The sequence below is a fragment of the Microcoleus sp. B9-D4 genome (genome assembly GCF_036705105.1).
Classification (GTDB): domain Bacteria; phylum Cyanobacteriota; class Cyanobacteriia; order Cyanobacteriales; family Microcoleaceae; genus Microcoleus.
This window is the reverse complement of sequence record NZ_JAUBTS010000066.1, coordinates 11,796-28,067: the sequence shown is the minus strand read 5'-3', so window position 1 is coordinate 28,067 and position 16,272 is coordinate 11,796. Positions and strand designations below refer to the sequence as shown.

The window sequence follows — 16,272 nt, the reverse complement described above, 5'->3', positions numbered from 1 at the left end:
TTCCCAATTCCCAATTCATCAAGGGTTTATCAAACCGAATTTGCTATTTAATAGTAGTCTGATTCAGCCTGTGTCTGTGTCTGTGGCATTACAAAATTGGAGGGGTCGTGAATGTAACGCGCTGCTTCTTCCTCTAGTCTGTGAATCAGATAGGGTTCCAAACTGTTGGAATGCCGCAGGGCTGCTAAATAGCCGTCTAAGTAAAGCCGTAGGTCATCAAAGCGATAACCTCTATTCCACATTTCGACGAGGGCGTCGGTGAGTTTTTGGTAGTGCCGGATTGTTTGGGTGTCTTGTAGCATGGTGTGAGTTTGAAATCCTTTGTGGTTTGTATAATGACGGCGGGATTTAGGAATGGCCTCGATTGATTCTGAGTGGCTCAGCTTGAGGCTATTTCTAAATAAAAGTTTTTACCCTGCTCAACAGGCTACCCTCCATAAAAAATTTCACTCGTTGCAATGCAGTTGCTCGACTTTTTGCGCGCACCTAGATAATTCGCTGTGCGTTTAATGGAGTCGGGATATTGCTGAATTTGGCGGTCTAAGTGGCTGAGTGTTCCGGCTACCGAGCGAACGGTTGGAGGAATTCTAGTTTCACTTGCGCGATTTGTCAACCTCCTGGGATTGGGGGCTGGGTCGGGGGGATCGCTTTTGGCAGGCGGTTGGGGCATGGGATCGATCGGCTTTACACTGTCCTATTTTCATTGTAAGCTCATCGCCAGAATGATTTAACCTTTCTGCAGGCTGACCCTGCCAAATTAACCCAATCTTTAAAATTCCTACCCTAGGTATGTCCGTTGCTTTAAATGCAGCTCATGCTTGAGTAGCGATGGTTACAAAAGCTTGACAAAAGCTCTGTTAACCTTGTAGCAATTAGTGATATGGGAAGCTCGCCTCTGTGGAATCTGCAAGTATTTCAATTGTTGAAGGGAATCCGCACCTGCGATCGCTCTTGGGCTGGCATCTACAGCAAGTCGGTCACTGGGTGCACCAGTCAGCGGATATCAGTCACGCTAGGGAAATATTTTTCAGCCGCCAGCCAACCCTAGTCATTCTGGATGCCCAATTGCCGGATGGGGACGGTTTGGAATTTTGCAACTGGCTCCAACAGCAGCAGCAGTCGCTGATTTTGATGCTGTCGGCGCGGAATTCGGAATCGGATATTGTTGAAGGTTTGAAGGCGGGGGCAGACGATTACCTGACTAAACCCTTTGGGATGCAAGAGTTTATGGCCAGGGTGGAAGCTTTGATGCGCCGTAACCGCACGATGATACCGCCGGCGACGCTGGAGTGCGGGCTGCTGAAAATTGATTTGGTGCAGCGCCGAGTCAGGTTGTACGACGAACATATTGAGCTGACTCCCCAGGAATTTAGCCTGCTGTACGTGCTAGCCCAAGCTGGAGGAGTGCCGCTGTCGCGATCGGATTTGCTGCGTCGGGCCTGGCCTGATGCTATTGATAACCCCCGGACGATCGACACTCACGTACTTTCTCTGCGTAAAAAAATCGAAATCGACCCGCGACAGCCGAGCCTGATTCAAACTGTACGGAATGTCGGCTACCGACTGAATCTGGAGTTGTTGAATAATGCCAATCAACCGCATTCCCCAGTGCCTAGGGCGGTGCTTTCTTAAACTACGATCGGGCTATAAGTCTGATGTTATTTTGGGGAATTGATTGGCGATCGCATCTGTTTTCGCTGCCATAATAAAATCATTGCGATGCAGTCCAGAAATCGCATGAGTCCACCAAGTAACGGTAACTTTCCCCCACTCGGTTAACAGTGCGGGGTGATGTCCTTCGGTTTCTGCTGCTTCGCCGACGCTGTTTGTAAAGGCGATCGCACTTTTGAAATCCGGGAATTCGTAGGTGCGTTCTATTTGGGGAATGCCATTTTTTTCGATCAAATTCCAGTCGGGAATTTGAGGTTTGAGTTGGACAATTTCGTAAGCTGTGACGCGCGGAGAGTTTGGGTGGCAGGCGGCACAGCGTTCTTTTGATAAAGGTTCCATAAATTGCTTGTTAGCGATCGGATGCTAAAACATATTATAGACATTTCTAATGTGGATTGTTTTGGATGGGCAACTGTCATTTAGGATTGACATCTTGCACCATTTTCAATAAGCTTTTTATGGGCGGGTAGGATGCCCAACCCCTACTCCCCACAAGAAATTCACTCTTTGTGGAACAGGCCGGAAAGCCTGTTATTGAGAATGGTGCAAGGTAGACATTGCGATCGAAAGCGTTCAAAAAACAGATGAGCAATCCTTTAAAATTTCTGGAAATAATCGTTCACCGTGGAATCGCTTAACCGATAATATCAGGAATGGGCGGGTTGATTTGGCTATCTTTCTGAGATTGTAAACGTTGGTGAGCCCGCCCATCCAAGTGCGCTCAACCGATAATTTTCTTAATCAAATCCAACTTACCCTTATAGGGAGCATAGCGCCATTTTAAGTCAAGTAAAAATGACTTTTGCAGCACGCTTTTTTGATGCGAAAAAGTATCAAAACTTGCTTTCGCGTGATAGCTACCGATGCCGCTGTCGCCAACTCCGCCAAAAGGTAAATCTGTTACTCCCACTTGCATAACCGTGTCGTTGAGACAAACTCCCCCCGAAGAAGTTTCCCGCAAAACTCGCTGTTGTTTCTCTTTATTTTTCGAGAACAAATACAAAGCTAGGGGTTTGGGACGGGCGTTGATTTGGGCGATCGCCTCTCCGAAATCATCATACTCCAAAACTGGCAAAATCGGCCCGAAAACCTCCTCCTGCATCACCGGCGAATCCCAGGAAACACGATCTAAAACCGTCGGTGCAATATATCTATCTTCCGGCTTCACTTCCCCACCGACGACAATTTCTCCATCTTTAATAAACCCACTCAAACGCTCTAATTGCCGCTGGTTGATAATCCGCGAATAGTCGGGACTTGTTTGCGGATTGTCGCCGTAAAATTCGTGAATTGCTGTTTTAATTGCTGTCATCAAAGCAGGTTTAACTTTTTTATCAACTAATAGGTAATCGGGAGCGATGCAAGTTTGTCCGGCATTGAGAAATTTGCCCCAGGCAATGCGTTTTGCGGTGTATTCAACCTGAATGTCTGAGTCTACAATGCAAGGACTTTTTCCACCTAATTCCAAGGTTACAGGTGTCAGGTGTTTAGCGGCAGCTTCCATGACTATTCTACCGATTTTAGTGCCTCCGGTAAAGAAGATGTGGTCGAATTTTTCGGCTAGTAATTGTTGGCTGATTTCCACGCCTCCTTCGACGGCGGCTACATAGGCGGGATCGAAGGTTTTAGATATCATGTCGGCGATAACTTCGGAGGTGTGTGAGGCGATTTCCGAAGGCTTGAGAAGTGCACAGTTGCCGGCGGCGATCGCCCCGACTAAAGGTGATATCATTAGCTGAAATGGGTAATTCCAAGGCCCGATGATTAAAACTACGCCCAAAGGTTCTGGGTAAATGCGGGCCGATGCTGGGAATTGATCTATCGAAGCAGGCACTTTTCTCGGCTTTACCCACAATTTGAGGTTTTTGAGGGCATAATTAACTTCGGCAATCGATGCGATTTCAAGATAAGCCTCGAATTCCGGCCGACCCAGGTCTGCCTTGACAGCATCGACTATTCGTGATTGATTAAGTTCGATCGCACTTTTAAGTTTTTTCAGTTGTTCAAGCCGAAAATCCACATCTTTCGTTTTCCCAGTCGCAAAAAATTGCCGCTGCTGCTGGATAATATCGCTGACGCTGATTACCATATTTAGTCCTCCATGTCTATAAATAAATGTTACAACAGGAAAACGGAACTTGGGTAAAGTGCGATGGTGTTAAAGCGCAGACTTCTTGAACAAGTCTGCGATCTGAGCTTTATGCTATAACTTATAAGGTATTAATTGTAGATTTTTAATTTGAGTTAAGTCATGAAAATCTCTAAGAACGATTTTTTTTTCTATTCCTGCTGGCTGCTTTGCTTGCTTGCAGTAGCAGGATGTACCTCTAAGCCCCAAAAGCAAGTTGTCATCTGCTCGAAAGACTTTACCGAACAAGTCATCCTCGCAGAAATTTTAGCACGCCATATCGAAGCTAAAACAGATATCAAAGTAGAACGAGAGCTGAATCTCGGAGGTTCGCTTTGCCATCAATCCCTAACAGCAGGTAAAATCGACTTGTACGTCGAATACACGGGGACTGCTTACGCCAACCTGCTTAAACAGAAATCGATTTCTGACCCCAAAAAAGTCCTCGATTACCTCAAACAAGAATATCCAAAACAGTTTAAAGCAGAATGGACGCAACCGCTGGGATTTAATAACAGTTTTGCGATTATTGTGCGGGGAGACGATGCCAAAAAACTCAATTTACAAACTCTCTCGCAACTTGGGAAAGCTGCACCTAACCTCCGGGCTGGTTTCGGCCCAGAATTTAACGAGAGAGAAGATGGATTTCCCGGATTGGCTAAAACTTACGGGATTAAGTTTCGAGAACAACCGAAGGAATTGCTGTTAGGATTGCTTTATCAAGCGCTGCAACAAAAAGAAGTAGATGTGATTGCTGGTAATACGACAGATGGTTTGATTCAAAGTTTAGGTTTAGTAGTTCTCAAAGATGACAAGAACTATTTCCCGCCCTACGAAGCAGTTCCGGTTGTGCGATCGCAAATTTTGGATAAATACCCGGAATTGCGTCCAGTGCTCGCAGAATTGGGCGGCAAAATCTCCGAGGAAGATATGCGACAACTGAATTATCAAGTTGATAAGAAACAGCAGGAAGCTGGACAAGTAGCCCAGGAGTTTTTGCAGCAAAAGTTGGGCGTATCAAAGCCTGTCGCTCCGGCGAAATAAAGAGTTTCATTGTTCTGCCTGTTTGCGGAACCGTATTGTGGTTAGCTATACTATTAGTTAGACTCATATAAATGAAGGTATAAAGCTATGACAACTGTCAAAACTGCTATCTCATTGCCAGCATCTTTATTTGAACAAGCCGAAACATTAGCTGGCGAAATGCAAATTTCGCAGAGCTTTTTGATCGAAATAGCGCTTGAAGAATTTATCCGCCGCCGCGAAAATCAACAACTGTTAGAAAAAATTAATGCTGCTTCCGAAGCACCTCTCTCTGAAGAAGAACAAATTTTGCGTCGCAAGATGAGTCGCTCTCATCGCAGGCTGGTGGAAGGCGAATGGTAATAAATCAAGGTGATATTTTTTGGATAGAACTTGATGAGCCTTCTGGTTCAGAACCCGGTTATCTCCATCCCCATGTAATAATTCAGAACAATTTATTCAATCGTTCCCGCATTAATACGGTTGTTGTTTGTGTGCTTACTTCAAATCTCAGACGGGCTAATTCACCCGGAAATGTCCTGTTAGAAGCAGGAGAAGCTGATTTACCAGAACAAAGTGTTGTTAACGTCTCGCAGATTTTGACGATCAATAAATCTCAGTTAGGTGAGAAAATTGGCACACTCTCGGCCGAGCGAGTTCGTCAAATTCTTGATGGAATTAGGCTGGTAGTTGAACCTCGCGAAGCTGAGTAAAACTTTCCTTAGCATTTTAAATTTTATGGGGCTTCACCTCTCCTCACCTAGTTATCAGGTGCGCGGGGCGCACCCTACAATACAGTTAGGCTTTCCTCTTAAGTCCCTTCACTGATCCGGCGCAAATTCAAAATATCGCTCATCTTTTTAATTTGCATACAAGTGCGCTCGAACTGTTGTTTATCCTGGATATCCATGCACAAGTCAATTAATGCAGGCAATCCGGGATATGTTTTGACTTGAGCGCTGCGGACGTTTACTTGGTTGTCCTTCAAATGCGATAAAACATCATTGAGAACTCCCACTCGATCGAGGGCTTCAATTTGAATGTTAACCGGATAAGTGTTGGGTCGAGATTCATTGCGGTTGCTGGAATTCCAACTCACAGGAACCAAGCGATCTCCAGGTACGCTCTCAACATTTGAACATCCTTGTCGGTGAATCGAAATTCCGCGAGTGCGAGTCACAACTCCAATAATGGATTCTCCAGGAATCGGACAGCAACAGCCGGATAAATGGTAGAGCAATCCCTCTACACCTGCGATCGGCGATTTGCTCGGAGACGAACTCGGTACTGGTTTCGGTGCCGTCGATGCAGGTATTAGCTGGGGCAATTCCTGTCCTCCGGCGGGAGCAGCTTCAATTTTTTGCTGCACTTTTACTAAATCTCGCAGCCGATTTACTACGAGATTTAGGGTGACTTCGCCGTAGCCCAAACCGGCGATTAAATCTTCGACGCTGTGGTAGTTGCAGCGCTGAGCCACCGATTGCATGGGATCAGATTTTAGCAAAGATTCTAAGCCGTTTTTACCTAATTCTTTTTCCAGCAATTCCCGCCCGCGAGCGAGATTTTCATCTCGGTGCGATCGCTTCAACCACTGCCGAATTCTGTTTTTTGCTCCGTTTGTCTTGACAAAATTCAGCCAGTCGGAGCTCGGATGACCATTTTTTTGGGTCAAGATTTCTACAATATCGCCGTTCTTTAAAACCTTGTCTAGTGTCACCATTCGCCCGTTTACTCTGGCACCGGTGCAGTGATTGCCAATTTCTGTGTGAATGCGGTAAGCAAAATCTACGGGAGTTGATCCGCTATTGAGAGCAATCACGTCTCCGTTAGGAGTAAAAACGTAAATATCTTCGTCGAATAAGTTGTCCTTAATGCTTTGTAAATATTCGCGATCGTCTTTGAGGTCGCTTTGCCATTCTAGGAGTTGTCGCAGCCAAGTAAATTTTTCGTCGTCGCCGGTGACTGTTGTGTTAGAACCGCCAGTTTCTTTGTATTTCCAGTGCGCGGCAATGCCGTATTCTGCAATGTGGTGCATTGCTACGGTGCGGATTTGCACTTCGATGGGGCGGCCGCTGGTTCCGATTACTCCGGTGTGCAAAGATTGGTAGCGGTTGGCTTTTGGTAAACCGATATAATCTTTAAAGCGGCCGGGAATTGGGCGGAAAGAATCGTGGACGATCGCCAAAGCCCGATAACAGTCATCATTGGTTTCTACTATGATCCGCACCGCCGCAATATCGTACACTTGCTTAAACCCTTTTTGGCGGCGCTGCATCTTCGAGTAAATCCCGTACAAATGTTTGGGACGGCCGCTAACTTCATAGCATTTAATGCCTAAATTGTCAAGCCTTTCTCGCAAACTATCTGTGACTTCTGCGAGTTGAGTTTCTCGATCGGCGCGCTTCTCGGCCACCAATTCCTGAATTTCGCGGTAAGCTTCCGGTTCCAGGTATTTAAAGGCTAAATCTTCCAATTCCCACTTAAAGCGGCCAATACCCAAACGGTTCGCTAGGGGAGCAAAAATATCTCGGGTTTCTAGGGCAATACTGCGCTGCTTTTCTTCGGACAAATGCTCCAAAGTCCTCATGTTGTGCAGCCGATCTGCGAGTTTGACGACAATGACGCGAATATCTTTAGCCATTGCTAGGAACATTCGGCGGAAATTTTCCGCAAGGCGCTCTGTTTTGCTGGAAAAATTAAACTTAGAAAGCTTGGTGACACCTTCAACCAACTGTCGCACTTCGGCGCCGAACCGCTGTTCTATTTCTTCGAGAGTAATATCTGTATCTTCAACAATGTCGTGGAGGAAGCCCGCGGCAATCATGACGTTGTTGCCCCCCATATACCGGAGTATTCCAGCGACAGCTACCGGATGGCAAATGTAAGGTTCTCCCGATTTGCGGTATTGTCCTTCGTGCAAGTCGCGGGCAAATTCAAAGGCCCGACAAATTAAGCTGTCGTCAGTCGAGCAATTCGGGTTAGAGCCCCCATCAGGCTCCGATCGAGTATTCAGACATTCTTGCAGCCAATCGGGAACTACAGCAGGATCGATCGAAGGAGAGGGAGTCAGAGTGTTCGCGTTCATGGGGTACACCTTTAAAACTTAGAAATACAAATGGTTAAAAGCCGGTTTCCGGTTGAATTGCCGAAATTATGTGTTTAGCTATACTAAACTAATTGAATGCCACAATTTGCAATTCAAAAAAATAGTCGATTTTTCTGTTAACTATACCTATCTAATTCCGAGTCGCCCCCCCTCGCAGGTAGGAAAATATAGTGACACCACTGCCGCCGCCGCAGTCTGTCGATCGGGGAAAATCGGGTAAAATCAGCATATTTGGGCGGTAGCCGTTGAGGTTGCAGGGGGATCGGCATTTACCGGCAACGCTAAACTAAAAGCAGCAGCCAGAAGGGTAGAGTCAGGGCAGCAAATCAAAAAAAGTTCTGACAAAACAGGGAATTGCTCCAAAACCCCCTGGCTTCCCTCCATATGAGCAAACTTAAGTAAGTATCTACTTTGATTATAAATACAAATTTGTTTACAAAATCATGATATTGTCCGAAGACCGCCGCCAGTGCTACCAAGAATTACAGCAAGCACTAGAACAACTACAAAGAACTGCTGCACAGGATAATCTGGATCGGGCCGCGCTGGCGATCGAATACAGAAAAGTGCAACAATTTTTCGGAAACCAAATTATGAGAGCCGAAAGCGATGACTTAGACGCCTCAGAAACACCCCCAGAGCAGTCCTATTTGACGGAAATTCACAAGCAACTGCGGTTATTGGGGACAGATGTCACCTTTTTGCAAGCGTCGCGCCAGCCAGCGACAGCAAAGGCGAGGCAAACTGGGGCGATCGCGCGGCTTAACACGCTAATTGGCTACTGTGGCGCGCTGCTGCAAAAAAATTCTGGTTCTTCAGGGCCTGCCCAGATACAGAATTAATAATTGAATTAACAGGGAATTAATAAGGCAAGGAGAAATAAAGCGGTGGAATGTCCAAAATGTAAACATCCCAATTTAGAAGGCGGTACCTTAGCCGGCCGTATGTCCGTGCAGTGGTGTCCCAACTGTTACGGTATCTGGATTCCAGGCAGAGAATACGAAGCTTGGCAGAAAGAGCAAAGCCAGTGGTACAACAAATCCGAGAAGCCTGATGCGACAGCGACTCTCGGCATAGAATTCACCCCGTCTGTCTACGACAGCAAAGCAGCGCTGTGTCCCGAAGACGGTCACTATCTGTCGCGGGCGAAAGTTCCTTTCAGCAGAGTGCCCTTTTACATAGAGCGCTGTATGTTGTGCGGGGGCATTTGGTGCGATAACGGCGAGTGGGACATTCTCGAAAGTCTGGGATTCCACACCGAGATTGACAAGATGTTTTCTCCGAATTGGCAAGCTAAGGCCCGCGTGCAAGAACTCGCTTCTCGGGAACGTCAAGTGCTGACTGAGAAGCTGGGGCCGGATATCGCCGGATATGTGTTGGAACTCGCGGAAGTTTTAGCAGACCATCCTCACGCAGATTGTGCCGCTACTTACATACTGCGGAGAGCTGAGTTGAAGCGAAAGGAAATTTAGTCAGTTGATGGTTGTCAGTTGTTAGTTGTCAGTTGTCAGTTGTCAGTTATCAGTTGCTCGGTGAATGATGTACTAATAAAAGCTTTGTTTGTAGCTATTTTTATTTGTATAGCGATTCTAAATGAATTGTGTAATTGTTGTAGGGGCAAACCCCCCGTGGTTGCCCCAATCCGTGGGGGGTAGGCACGGGGAGTAGGGGTAGCGCTACCCCTACATATTTGTACAACTGATTTAGGATTGCTATATTTACAAACAGCAGAGCAGTCTCTTGCCCATAACTAATAACTCTGAAACACTAAGAAGTAACAACTAACAGCCAGTATATTGACCATTAAATAAGAAATAACAACTGACCACTGACCACTGACTACTGACCGAAAGCATCCAGGATACAAGCCCCGGAATTTATCTCGCGCAAGTTAATGCTTTAATTCTTTAATCTAAAATCCAAAATCTAAAATCTAAAATCGATTGACTAAGGACTAATGACTAATGACTAATGACTCTTCTCTATTTTCCGTTGACAATCTGCGAGTAGCTTATCCTCAGCGGCGGGGCCAATCCGGTTGGGCAGTTGACGGGGTTTCCCTGACGCTGAAACCGGGGGAAAAGCTCGGATTAGTTGGGGAGTCTGGGTGCGGTAAGTCAACTTTGGGAAGGGCGGCGATGCGGTTGCTGCCGGATTCAACGCTGATTGAGGGGCGAGTTAGTTTTGCTGGAGAGTCGGTGTTTGATATGAATGCTTCGCGGCTGAGACGGTTTCGGGGCGAAGCTGTAGCATTGATTTTTCAAGATCCGATGACTCGTCTCGATCCTTTGATGACTGTAGGAGAACATTGCATCGAGACTTTGCAAGCTCACAGACCGAATTTGGATCGCAAGCAAGCTAAGAAACGGGCGATCGAAACTCTGGAAGCTGTGAAAATCCCCGCGTCTCGCTGGTCGCAATTTCCCCACGAATTTAGCGGCGGAATGCGGCAAAGAGTAGCAATTGCTTTGGCTCTTTTGCTCGATCCCAAATTAATTGTGGCGGACGAACCGACTACAAGTTTGGACGTAACTGTAGCTGCTCAGATTTTGCAGGAATTAACCAGACTTTGTGAGGAACGGGGAACGGCTATTTTGTTGATTTCTCACGATTTGGCGATGGTGGCTGAGTATTGCGATCGCATTGCGGTGATGTACGGCGGTAAAGTCGTAGAAACAGGGCCGGTGCAAAACGTTTTTGAAAAGCCGCAGCACGAATATACTCGATCGCTCCTCAAAGCAGCTTTGCACATTCAAGCCGATTCTGACAAAGGGTTAGCATTCGAGGAAATCAGGACTGAAGTCGTTACTGCAAACTCAACAAATTCGCCTCTTTTGACAGTAACCAATTTGCAGCAACACTACAGTTTAGAAAGCAATTTATTAGATCAGTTGTTTTCCAGGAATCGGCAGGTAATTAAAGCCGTAGACGGCGTTAGTTTAGAGCTACAACGGGGAGAAATCCTAGGGCTGGTGGGGGAGTCCGGCTGCGGCAAAAGTACCTTGTCACGCACGATTTTGCAGCTAATTACCGCGACTGGTGGCAAAGTGGAATTTCAAGGAATAGATATAACTGCCCTGAACCGCGATGCTGTGAGGAAGCACCGCCGCGAAATGCAAATGATCTTTCAAGACCCCCACGCTTGCCTGAATCCGATGATGACTGTCGGGCAAAGTATTGCTGACCCTTTGTTTATTCACAAATTAGCTAATGGCAGCGAAGCTAAAAAACAAGTAATCCAAATGTTAGAGCGGGTGGGTTTAAGCCCTGGGGAGGATTTCTTTCGTCGCTATCCGGGGGAATTGTCGGGAGGACAACAGCAGCGAGTTTCTATAGCCCGCGCTTTGATTACTCGGCCGCAACTGATAATTTGCGACGAACCTGTGAGTATGCTGGATGCCAGCGTGCAGACTCAAGTTTTAGAGCTGATGTTGGAGTTGAAGCAGGAATTTAATTTGACTTATCTGTTTATTACGCACGATTTGTGGGTGGCGAGATTTTTTTGCGATCGTATTGCGGTAATGAATGCTGGAAAAATTGTTGAAATCGGTAAGACTAGGGATATTTTTACTAATCCGCAGCACCCTTACACTCAGCAGTTGTTGCAGGCTGCTCCTTTACTAGCCCGAACTAATTGATTTGGGATTTGGGATTTGGGATTTGGGATTTGGGATTTGGGATTTCGGAAATTTCGGGTTAAATTGGTTAAAGTTAAGGGATACTTTTCAAATCCTTCCACCGACACCAAGCACGATATGGCAGAATCTGACCTAGGCAGTTTTGCGGTGGCACCCGAAGCCTCATTCGCGATCGCACAAGATGAAGACACTGAGATCGATCGTCCGACGGTAACTCGATCGTCAGCATACAACAACTGGTCTGCCGACGATCCAGTGGGAGCTTTGTTCAAGGAAATGGCTCGGTATCCTCTACTGACAGCAGCCGAAGAAGTAGAGTTGGCGCGCCGCGTTCAAGAATTGGTAGCCCTGGATGAACTAGAACAGCGTTTGCAGCAGGAATTGGACAGAGTGCCGACAAAAGCTGAACTCGCAGCGGCTTTGGGAGTGAGCGAAACTCAACTGCAACAGCTTCGCCACCAGTGTCAGTCGGCGAAACGGAAAATGATCAGCTCGAATTTGCGCTTGGTGGTTTCGATTGCCAAACGCTATCTTAATCGGGGCGTGCCTTTTCTCGATTTAATTCAGGAAGGAGCTTTGGGTTTGAATAGGGCAGCCGAAAAGTTCGATCCGGAGAAGGGTTACAAGTTTTCTACTTATGCCTATTGGTGGATTCGCCAAGGAATTACCCGGACAATTGCCAATCAAGGGCGGACGATTCGCTTACCTGTTCACATTGTCGAACAGTTAAATAAACTTAAAAAAGTTTATCGAGATTTGAAGCGTTCTCTTCAACGAAATCCAAGTGAAACTGAACTTGCTAGAGAAATGCAAGTGACTTGCGAACAGCTTCGCTACCTCCAGCAAGTACGCCGGCAATCTTTGTCTCTCAACCACCGCATCGGCTCAGAAGAAAGTTCGGAACTTTTGGATGTTCTCGAAGATAACGCGACGCAATCTCCCGAGGCTCAGATGAATGAGATGATGATGCGCCAAGATATTTTGGAGGTGTTGGACAGTATTTTGACTGAGCGGGAAAAAGAGATTGTTGCTATGCGTTACGGTTTGCTGACAGGCGAACCTTACACTTTAGAAGAGGTCAGCAGTTTGTTCAATTTGTCCCGCGAACGAGTCCGTCAAATTCAAAATAAGGCAATGCGAAAGCTGCGCCGCCCTCAAGTGACGGAACGATTGAAGGGCTGGTTGAAATAAACTAAAAAACCTTGAGTTGGCATTTTGAAAAATCTTAAAATTATTGTGGGGTGGCACTCCGAGGTCACCGTAAATATGCTGGTTTAATGTGGAAAAAATTAATTAAAAATTACAAATTAAAAATGTCTGGATGTGGTATTTTTAATTGTTGATTGTCGCGTACTACTTACTTATTTATGTCTTCTGAGGTAATTTTGCGTCCAGCTACCCGCGCCGACGTGCCGGTGCTGTTTGATTTGATTAAAGCTTTAGCTGAGTACGAAAAATTATCTCATGCCGTTACGGGCAATGCCGTTGATTTGGAGCATCATTTGTTTGGCGATCGACCTTTTGCTGAAGCGATTTTAGCCGAGTGTGAAGGTCAAGTTGTGGGCTGGGCGCTGTTTTTTTACAATTATTCTACTTTTTTAACTCAGCCGGGAATTTATTTGGAAGATTTGTTTGTGCTGCCTGAGTTTCGAGGGCGGGGAATTGGCAAGTCTTTGATAGTTTATTTAGCGCAGTTGACGGTTGAAAGGGGCTGCGGGCGTTTGGAATGGAGCGTTTTGGATTGGAATGAATTGGCGATCGGATTTTACAAGGGTATCGGTGCTGATGTGATGCCCGACTGGCGGATTTGCCGGGTTGCGGGCGAGTCTTTGGCAAATTTGGCATCGAAGTAATTCAGGGCCCCCTCGCGTGCCCAACCCCTACTCCCCACCCAAAATTCATCTGTTGTGGAACAGGCATCTTGCCTGTGTGTGGAACAGGCATCTTGCGTAATTCAGGGCGGGCTAGAAGCCCAACCCCTACTCCCCACAAAAAATTCATCTGTTGTGGAACAGGCATCTTGCCTGTGTGTGGAACAGGCATCTTGCCTGTGTGTGGAACAGGCATCTTGCCTGTGTGTGGAACAGGCATCTTGCCTGTTAAGCTAAAATGCCGCACTCCGGTTAATTAATACCGACCTACTTAATTGGCAAAAATATAGGAAAATTTAAGTAACAGTAGATTTTAATTGGGAGAGTAGAGCGTGATTATTTGGGTAAACGAGCAAATCGATCCGTCTGGTATTCTTTATTCTTGTATTGCTTGTTGCGATGAGACTCAAGCGAAGGATTGCCACGAATCTTTTGAGAAGAATTTGACGGCTGAGCAAAAACAGCAGGGCTGGGTTGCTACCTTGCGGACTGTTAGTTCTTGGGATGAGGTGCCTGTTAATGCTTTGAAATTGAATTAATGAGCGCAAGTCATCAGCAACTTTAGTCTTCTCCTGTTTCCGTTCGCTCGAAACTGCAGGAAAACGTTGCACGTCTGTTCGTCCAAGGCAAGATAACTCGATCGCACACTTGTGAAATTAACAGAAGTTTTCTGAAACAGAAGGCAAAAAGCTGCAAGTATTTGGGGCTGCCAGTCTGAGGATTGTGCCGTGGAAGGTGCGGGAATTTGGGCGGAAATTTTCGGGCGGGCACTGCTGCGAAGACGCTAGGACGAAAAAGCGTGCAAGTGCGATCCTCTTCGAGGGCTCCGCTAACGACAATTGGCATTTCTTAAACTGATTTTAGCATTACTATTAATAGATAGAGGCATTTCCAATTGTCTAGTTAAATTTTTATGATTGAAACCTTATTTCACGCTTATACGCCTCTAGTTATCTGGACGGGCTTAGGACTGCTGCTGTTTCGGTACATCCCAGTTGATTTTCCCAAGCTGCTGAGCCACTTTCTTTTCTGGATTGGGATACCGCTGCAAATTCTAGTTTTAGCCCGTCAAAGCGATTTTTCGGGTGCTGTGGGATTCACGCCGGCGATCGCCATATTCGTGTTATTTCTGAGTACGAGTTGTGCTTGGCTGACTTGGGTATTATTGCGTAGGCTGAGTGCGGCCCACATCAAAAAGCCCTATTTTCAGGGCAAAAATTCTCTGGTGAATTTATTCTTATTAAATTTTAATTCCCTGAAGCGATCGAGCGAAGGGAGTTTTATCCTAGCTGCGATGTTAGGGAATACGGGCTTTGTGGGATTAGCAATCACCCCGTCTATCATCAGCATTGATAACAGCAACTGGGCGGTCTTGTACAGCGTCACTAACAACGTTATTGGAACTTATTGTTTCGGTGTATTTATTGCTAGCTACTTCGGGAACTCCGATCAAAAAAAACACTGGTGGACTCAGATCCGGGACGTGCTGACAGTTCCCGCCCTGTGGGCTTTTTTAATTGGTTTTTATACTAGAAACATCCCCCTGCCCGAAACAGTGGAATCGGGATTGCAGACTGCTGTTTGGGTGGTAATTGCCAGTGCTTTGCTGCTGGTTGGCATCCGGCTGAGGTCTATTAAGAAATGGGAAAGTTTTGAACTGGCGTTAATCCCGTCGCTGTTAAAAGTGGTAATTGTGCCGGTGCTGATCGGATTGGGTGCTAGTTATTTCGGATTGAGCGGCGATCCGAGGTTCGTGTTGGTGTTGATGTCGGGAACGCCCACAGCTCTTTCCGTGCTGATTTTAGCAGAAGTCTACGAGCTCGATCGCGATTTGTTAGCTAGCAGCATCGCCATCACTTCTGTCGGGTTGCTGTTGATGCTTCCGCTGTGGTTAGCTGGGTTTAGTTAATATTAGCTAAAGTTTCAAATCAGCTCGATCTAAAATTTCGCAGTACAATGAACAATAACTGCACGGAAAAGACGATGAACGAGACAATAACTGCTACTGGTCTGCCTCCTGCATTCCCCGACCATACCCAATTGCCAGACGAAGACGGTACATTTGTGAAAAATTTTCAGGAGCATCCTCAGAGCATAATTCTGACAGATTCGATCGGGCCGGTTGTAGAGCGGCTGCATCCAGACGGACAATATGCGATCGGGCAAGATTGCGGCATTTACTGGCGAGAAACTGACCCGCCAGAGCGAGGTGCAGAAGCACCGGATTGGTTTTACGTGCCGAATGTACCCGCAACACTTGACGGTTTTCGCCGTTCTTATGTACTTTGGCGGGAACACATGGCTCCGTTCATTGCTTTAGAATTTGCTAGCGGTAATGGAGAGGAAGAGCGCGATCGTACTCCGCTTTCTGTGGCGGCCGACGGTACAACAACTAAACCCGGTAAGTTTTGGGTGTACGAGAGAATTATCCGCATCCCTTACTACGGTATTTATGAAATGAGAACTGGCAATTTAGAAGTCTATCACCTGATAGATTTTGTGTATCGCAGGATGGAGCCAAACGAACGCGGTCACTATCCGATTCCTGTACTAGATGTAGAATTGGGACTGTGGCAGGGAAGCTATCAAAATCAAGAACTGCTTTGGCTGCGGTGGTGGGATTCCCAGGGGAATTTGCTGTTAACTGGCTCCGAACAAGTTGAAATTGAGCGGGCTAGAACCGAACAAGAACGGGAAAGAGCCGAACAAGAACGGGAAAGAGCCGAACAAGAACGGGAAAGAGCCGAACAAGCAGAGCGAAAAATTACCCAGTTAGCCGATCGACTGCGAGCAATGGGAATCGATCCCGATGCTGAGGATTGATATCAAAGTCCC

19 protein-coding genes are annotated in these 16,272 nt (G+C 46.4%); 13 read left to right on the top strand and 6 right to left on the bottom strand.

Annotation, left to right across the window (positions count from 1 at the left end; genetic code table 11):
* Positions 1–47 precede the first annotated feature (47 nt).
* Together QUB24_RS27780 and QUB24_RS27775 are read right to left on the bottom strand one after the other, a co-directional pair.
* Positions 48–302: a DUF6761 family protein gene (locus tag QUB24_RS27780; RefSeq protein ID WP_242719887.1), complete on the bottom strand. Its 255-nt coding sequence runs from the start codon at positions 300–302 to the stop codon at positions 48–50.
* Positions 303–427: 125 nt separating this feature from the next.
* Entirely contained in the window at positions 428–670 is a 243-nt protein-coding gene (locus QUB24_RS27775) for a hypothetical protein (protein WP_333156820.1), read from the bottom strand.
* Positions 671–897: 227 nt separating this feature from the next.
* Between QUB24_RS27775 and QUB24_RS27770 the strand changes: the two genes are divergently transcribed.
* Positions 898–1,632: a response regulator transcription factor gene (locus QUB24_RS27770; RefSeq protein ID WP_333156819.1), complete on the top strand. Its 735-nt coding sequence runs from the start codon at positions 898–900 to the stop codon at positions 1,630–1,632.
* Between the two features lie 12 nt (positions 1,633–1,644).
* Here the strand turns inward: QUB24_RS27770 and QUB24_RS27765 are convergent, their stop codons facing one another.
* Positions 1,645–2,010: a 4a-hydroxytetrahydrobiopterin dehydratase gene (locus QUB24_RS27765; protein WP_333156818.1), complete on the bottom strand. Its 366-nt coding sequence runs from the start codon at positions 2,008–2,010 to the stop codon at positions 1,645–1,647.
* A gap of 382 nt (positions 2,011–2,392) precedes the next feature.
* Positions 2,393–3,760 carry an aldehyde dehydrogenase gene (locus tag QUB24_RS27760; protein ID WP_333156816.1) on the bottom strand — a complete coding sequence of 456 codons (1,368 nt, stop codon included), beginning with the start codon at positions 3,758–3,760 and terminating at the stop codon, positions 2,393–2,395.
* Between the two features lie 162 nt (positions 3,761–3,922).
* Between QUB24_RS27760 and QUB24_RS27755 the strand changes: the two genes are divergently transcribed.
* From QUB24_RS27755 to QUB24_RS27745, 3 genes are all read left to right on the top strand, one after another.
* On the top strand, positions 3,923–4,843 hold the full coding sequence (locus QUB24_RS27755; RefSeq protein ID WP_333156815.1) for a glycine betaine ABC transporter substrate-binding protein: 921 nt from the start codon (positions 3,923–3,925) through the stop codon (positions 4,841–4,843).
* An 87-nt stretch (positions 4,844–4,930) separates the two neighbouring features.
* Positions 4,931–5,185: a hypothetical protein gene (locus QUB24_RS27750; protein WP_333156813.1), complete on the top strand. Its 255-nt coding sequence runs from the start codon at positions 4,931–4,933 to the stop codon at positions 5,183–5,185.
* Complete coding sequence (locus QUB24_RS27745; RefSeq protein WP_332952822.1) at positions 5,179–5,535, top strand: type II toxin-antitoxin system PemK/MazF family toxin; 357 nt, start codon at positions 5,179–5,181, stop codon at positions 5,533–5,535. Before QUB24_RS27750 ends, QUB24_RS27745 begins: the two co-directional genes overlap by 7 nt.
* Positions 5,536–5,633: 98 nt before the next feature.
* Here the strand turns inward: QUB24_RS27745 and QUB24_RS27740 are convergent, their stop codons facing one another.
* Positions 5,634–7,907 (bottom strand): bifunctional (p)ppGpp synthetase/guanosine-3',5'-bis(diphosphate) 3'-pyrophosphohydrolase, encoded by a 2,274-nt coding sequence (locus QUB24_RS27740; RefSeq protein ID WP_333156812.1) that lies wholly within the window; start codon positions 7,905–7,907, stop codon positions 5,634–5,636.
* 464 nt (positions 7,908–8,371) lie between these two features.
* Between QUB24_RS27740 and patD the strand changes: the two genes are divergently transcribed.
* From patD to QUB24_RS27705, 7 genes are all read left to right on the top strand, one after another.
* Positions 8,372–8,770 (top strand): heterocyst frequency control protein PatD, encoded by a 399-nt coding sequence (gene patD / locus QUB24_RS27735; protein ID WP_333140213.1) that lies wholly within the window; start codon positions 8,372–8,374, stop codon positions 8,768–8,770.
* A 45-nt stretch (positions 8,771–8,815) separates the two neighbouring features.
* Positions 8,816–9,400 carry a zf-TFIIB domain-containing protein gene (locus tag QUB24_RS27730; protein ID WP_333156811.1) on the top strand — a complete coding sequence of 195 codons (585 nt, stop codon included), beginning with the start codon at positions 8,816–8,818 and terminating at the stop codon, positions 9,398–9,400.
* A 492-nt stretch (positions 9,401–9,892) separates the two neighbouring features.
* Positions 9,893–11,566 carry an ABC transporter ATP-binding protein gene (locus tag QUB24_RS27725; RefSeq protein WP_333156810.1) on the top strand — a complete coding sequence of 558 codons (1,674 nt, stop codon included), beginning with the start codon at positions 9,893–9,895 and terminating at the stop codon, positions 11,564–11,566.
* 117 nt (positions 11,567–11,683) lie between these two features.
* The gene (locus tag QUB24_RS27720) at positions 11,684–12,757 is read left to right on the top strand and encodes an RNA polymerase sigma factor, RpoD/SigA family (protein WP_333156808.1); all 1,074 of its coding nucleotides are present in this window, start codon (positions 11,684–11,686) and stop codon (positions 12,755–12,757) included.
* A 176-nt stretch (positions 12,758–12,933) separates the two neighbouring features.
* A complete protein-coding gene (locus tag QUB24_RS27715; protein ID WP_333156807.1) occupies positions 12,934–13,419 on the top strand; it encodes a GNAT family N-acetyltransferase in 486 nt (161 codons plus the stop codon).
* 54 nt (positions 13,420–13,473) lie between these two features.
* Positions 13,474–13,674 (top strand): hypothetical protein, encoded by a 201-nt coding sequence (locus QUB24_RS27710; RefSeq protein ID WP_333156806.1) that lies wholly within the window; start codon positions 13,474–13,476, stop codon positions 13,672–13,674.
* Positions 13,675–13,769: 95 nt separating this feature from the next.
* Positions 13,770–13,976, top strand: coding sequence for a glycogen debranching protein (locus QUB24_RS27705; protein WP_333038077.1), 207 nt, complete (start codon positions 13,770–13,772; stop codon positions 13,974–13,976).
* Positions 13,977–13,998: 22 nt separating this feature from the next.
* Here the strand turns inward: QUB24_RS27705 and QUB24_RS27700 are convergent, their stop codons facing one another.
* Positions 13,999–14,283, bottom strand: coding sequence for a hypothetical protein (locus QUB24_RS27700; RefSeq protein WP_333156805.1), 285 nt, complete (start codon positions 14,281–14,283; stop codon positions 13,999–14,001).
* A gap of 67 nt (positions 14,284–14,350) precedes the next feature.
* On the opposite strand from QUB24_RS27700, the gene QUB24_RS27695 reads away from it, so the two are divergent.
* The gene (locus tag QUB24_RS27695) at positions 14,351–15,346 is read left to right on the top strand and encodes an AEC family transporter (protein WP_333156804.1); all 996 of its coding nucleotides are present in this window, start codon (positions 14,351–14,353) and stop codon (positions 15,344–15,346) included.
* Positions 15,347–15,420: 74 nt separating this feature from the next.
* Positions 15,421–16,260 carry a Uma2 family endonuclease gene (locus tag QUB24_RS27690; RefSeq protein ID WP_333156834.1) on the top strand — a complete coding sequence of 280 codons (840 nt, stop codon included), beginning with the start codon at positions 15,421–15,423 and terminating at the stop codon, positions 16,258–16,260.
* Positions 16,261–16,272: the final 12 nt, after the last annotated feature.

Coding starts and splice junctions, on each gene's coding strand:
- QUB24_RS27740 (WP_333156812.1), bottom strand. CDS start 7,907: ATGAACGCGAACACTCTGACTCCCTCTCCTTCGATCGATCCTGCTGTA.
- QUB24_RS27760 (WP_333156816.1), bottom strand. CDS start 3,760: ATGGTAATCAGCGTCAGCGATATTATCCAGCAGCAGCGGCAATTTTTT.
- QUB24_RS27745 (WP_332952822.1), top strand. CDS start 5,179: ATGGTAATAAATCAAGGTGATATTTTTTGGATAGAACTTGATGAGCCT.
- QUB24_RS27695 (WP_333156804.1), top strand. CDS start 14,351: ATGATTGAAACCTTATTTCACGCTTATACGCCTCTAGTTATCTGGACG.
- QUB24_RS27765 (WP_333156818.1), bottom strand. CDS start 2,010: ATGGAACCTTTATCAAAAGAACGCTGTGCCGCCTGCCACCCAAACTCT.
- patD (WP_333140213.1), top strand. CDS start 8,372: ATGATATTGTCCGAAGACCGCCGCCAGTGCTACCAAGAATTACAGCAA.
- QUB24_RS27700 (WP_333156805.1), bottom strand. CDS start 14,283: ATGCCAATTGTCGTTAGCGGAGCCCTCGAAGAGGATCGCACTTGCACG.
- QUB24_RS27725 (WP_333156810.1), top strand. CDS start 9,893: ATGACTAATGACTCTTCTCTATTTTCCGTTGACAATCTGCGAGTAGCT.
- QUB24_RS27715 (WP_333156807.1), top strand. CDS start 12,934: ATGTCTTCTGAGGTAATTTTGCGTCCAGCTACCCGCGCCGACGTGCCG.
- QUB24_RS27720 (WP_333156808.1), top strand. CDS start 11,684: ATGGCAGAATCTGACCTAGGCAGTTTTGCGGTGGCACCCGAAGCCTCA.
- QUB24_RS27780 (WP_242719887.1), bottom strand. CDS start 302: ATGCTACAAGACACCCAAACAATCCGGCACTACCAAAAACTCACCGAC.
- QUB24_RS27775 (WP_333156820.1), bottom strand. CDS start 670: ATGCCCCAACCGCCTGCCAAAAGCGATCCCCCCGACCCAGCCCCCAAT.
- QUB24_RS27690 (WP_333156834.1), top strand. CDS start 15,421: ATGAACGAGACAATAACTGCTACTGGTCTGCCTCCTGCATTCCCCGAC.
- QUB24_RS27755 (WP_333156815.1), top strand. CDS start 3,923: ATGAAAATCTCTAAGAACGATTTTTTTTTCTATTCCTGCTGGCTGCTT.
- QUB24_RS27750 (WP_333156813.1), top strand. CDS start 4,931: ATGACAACTGTCAAAACTGCTATCTCATTGCCAGCATCTTTATTTGAA.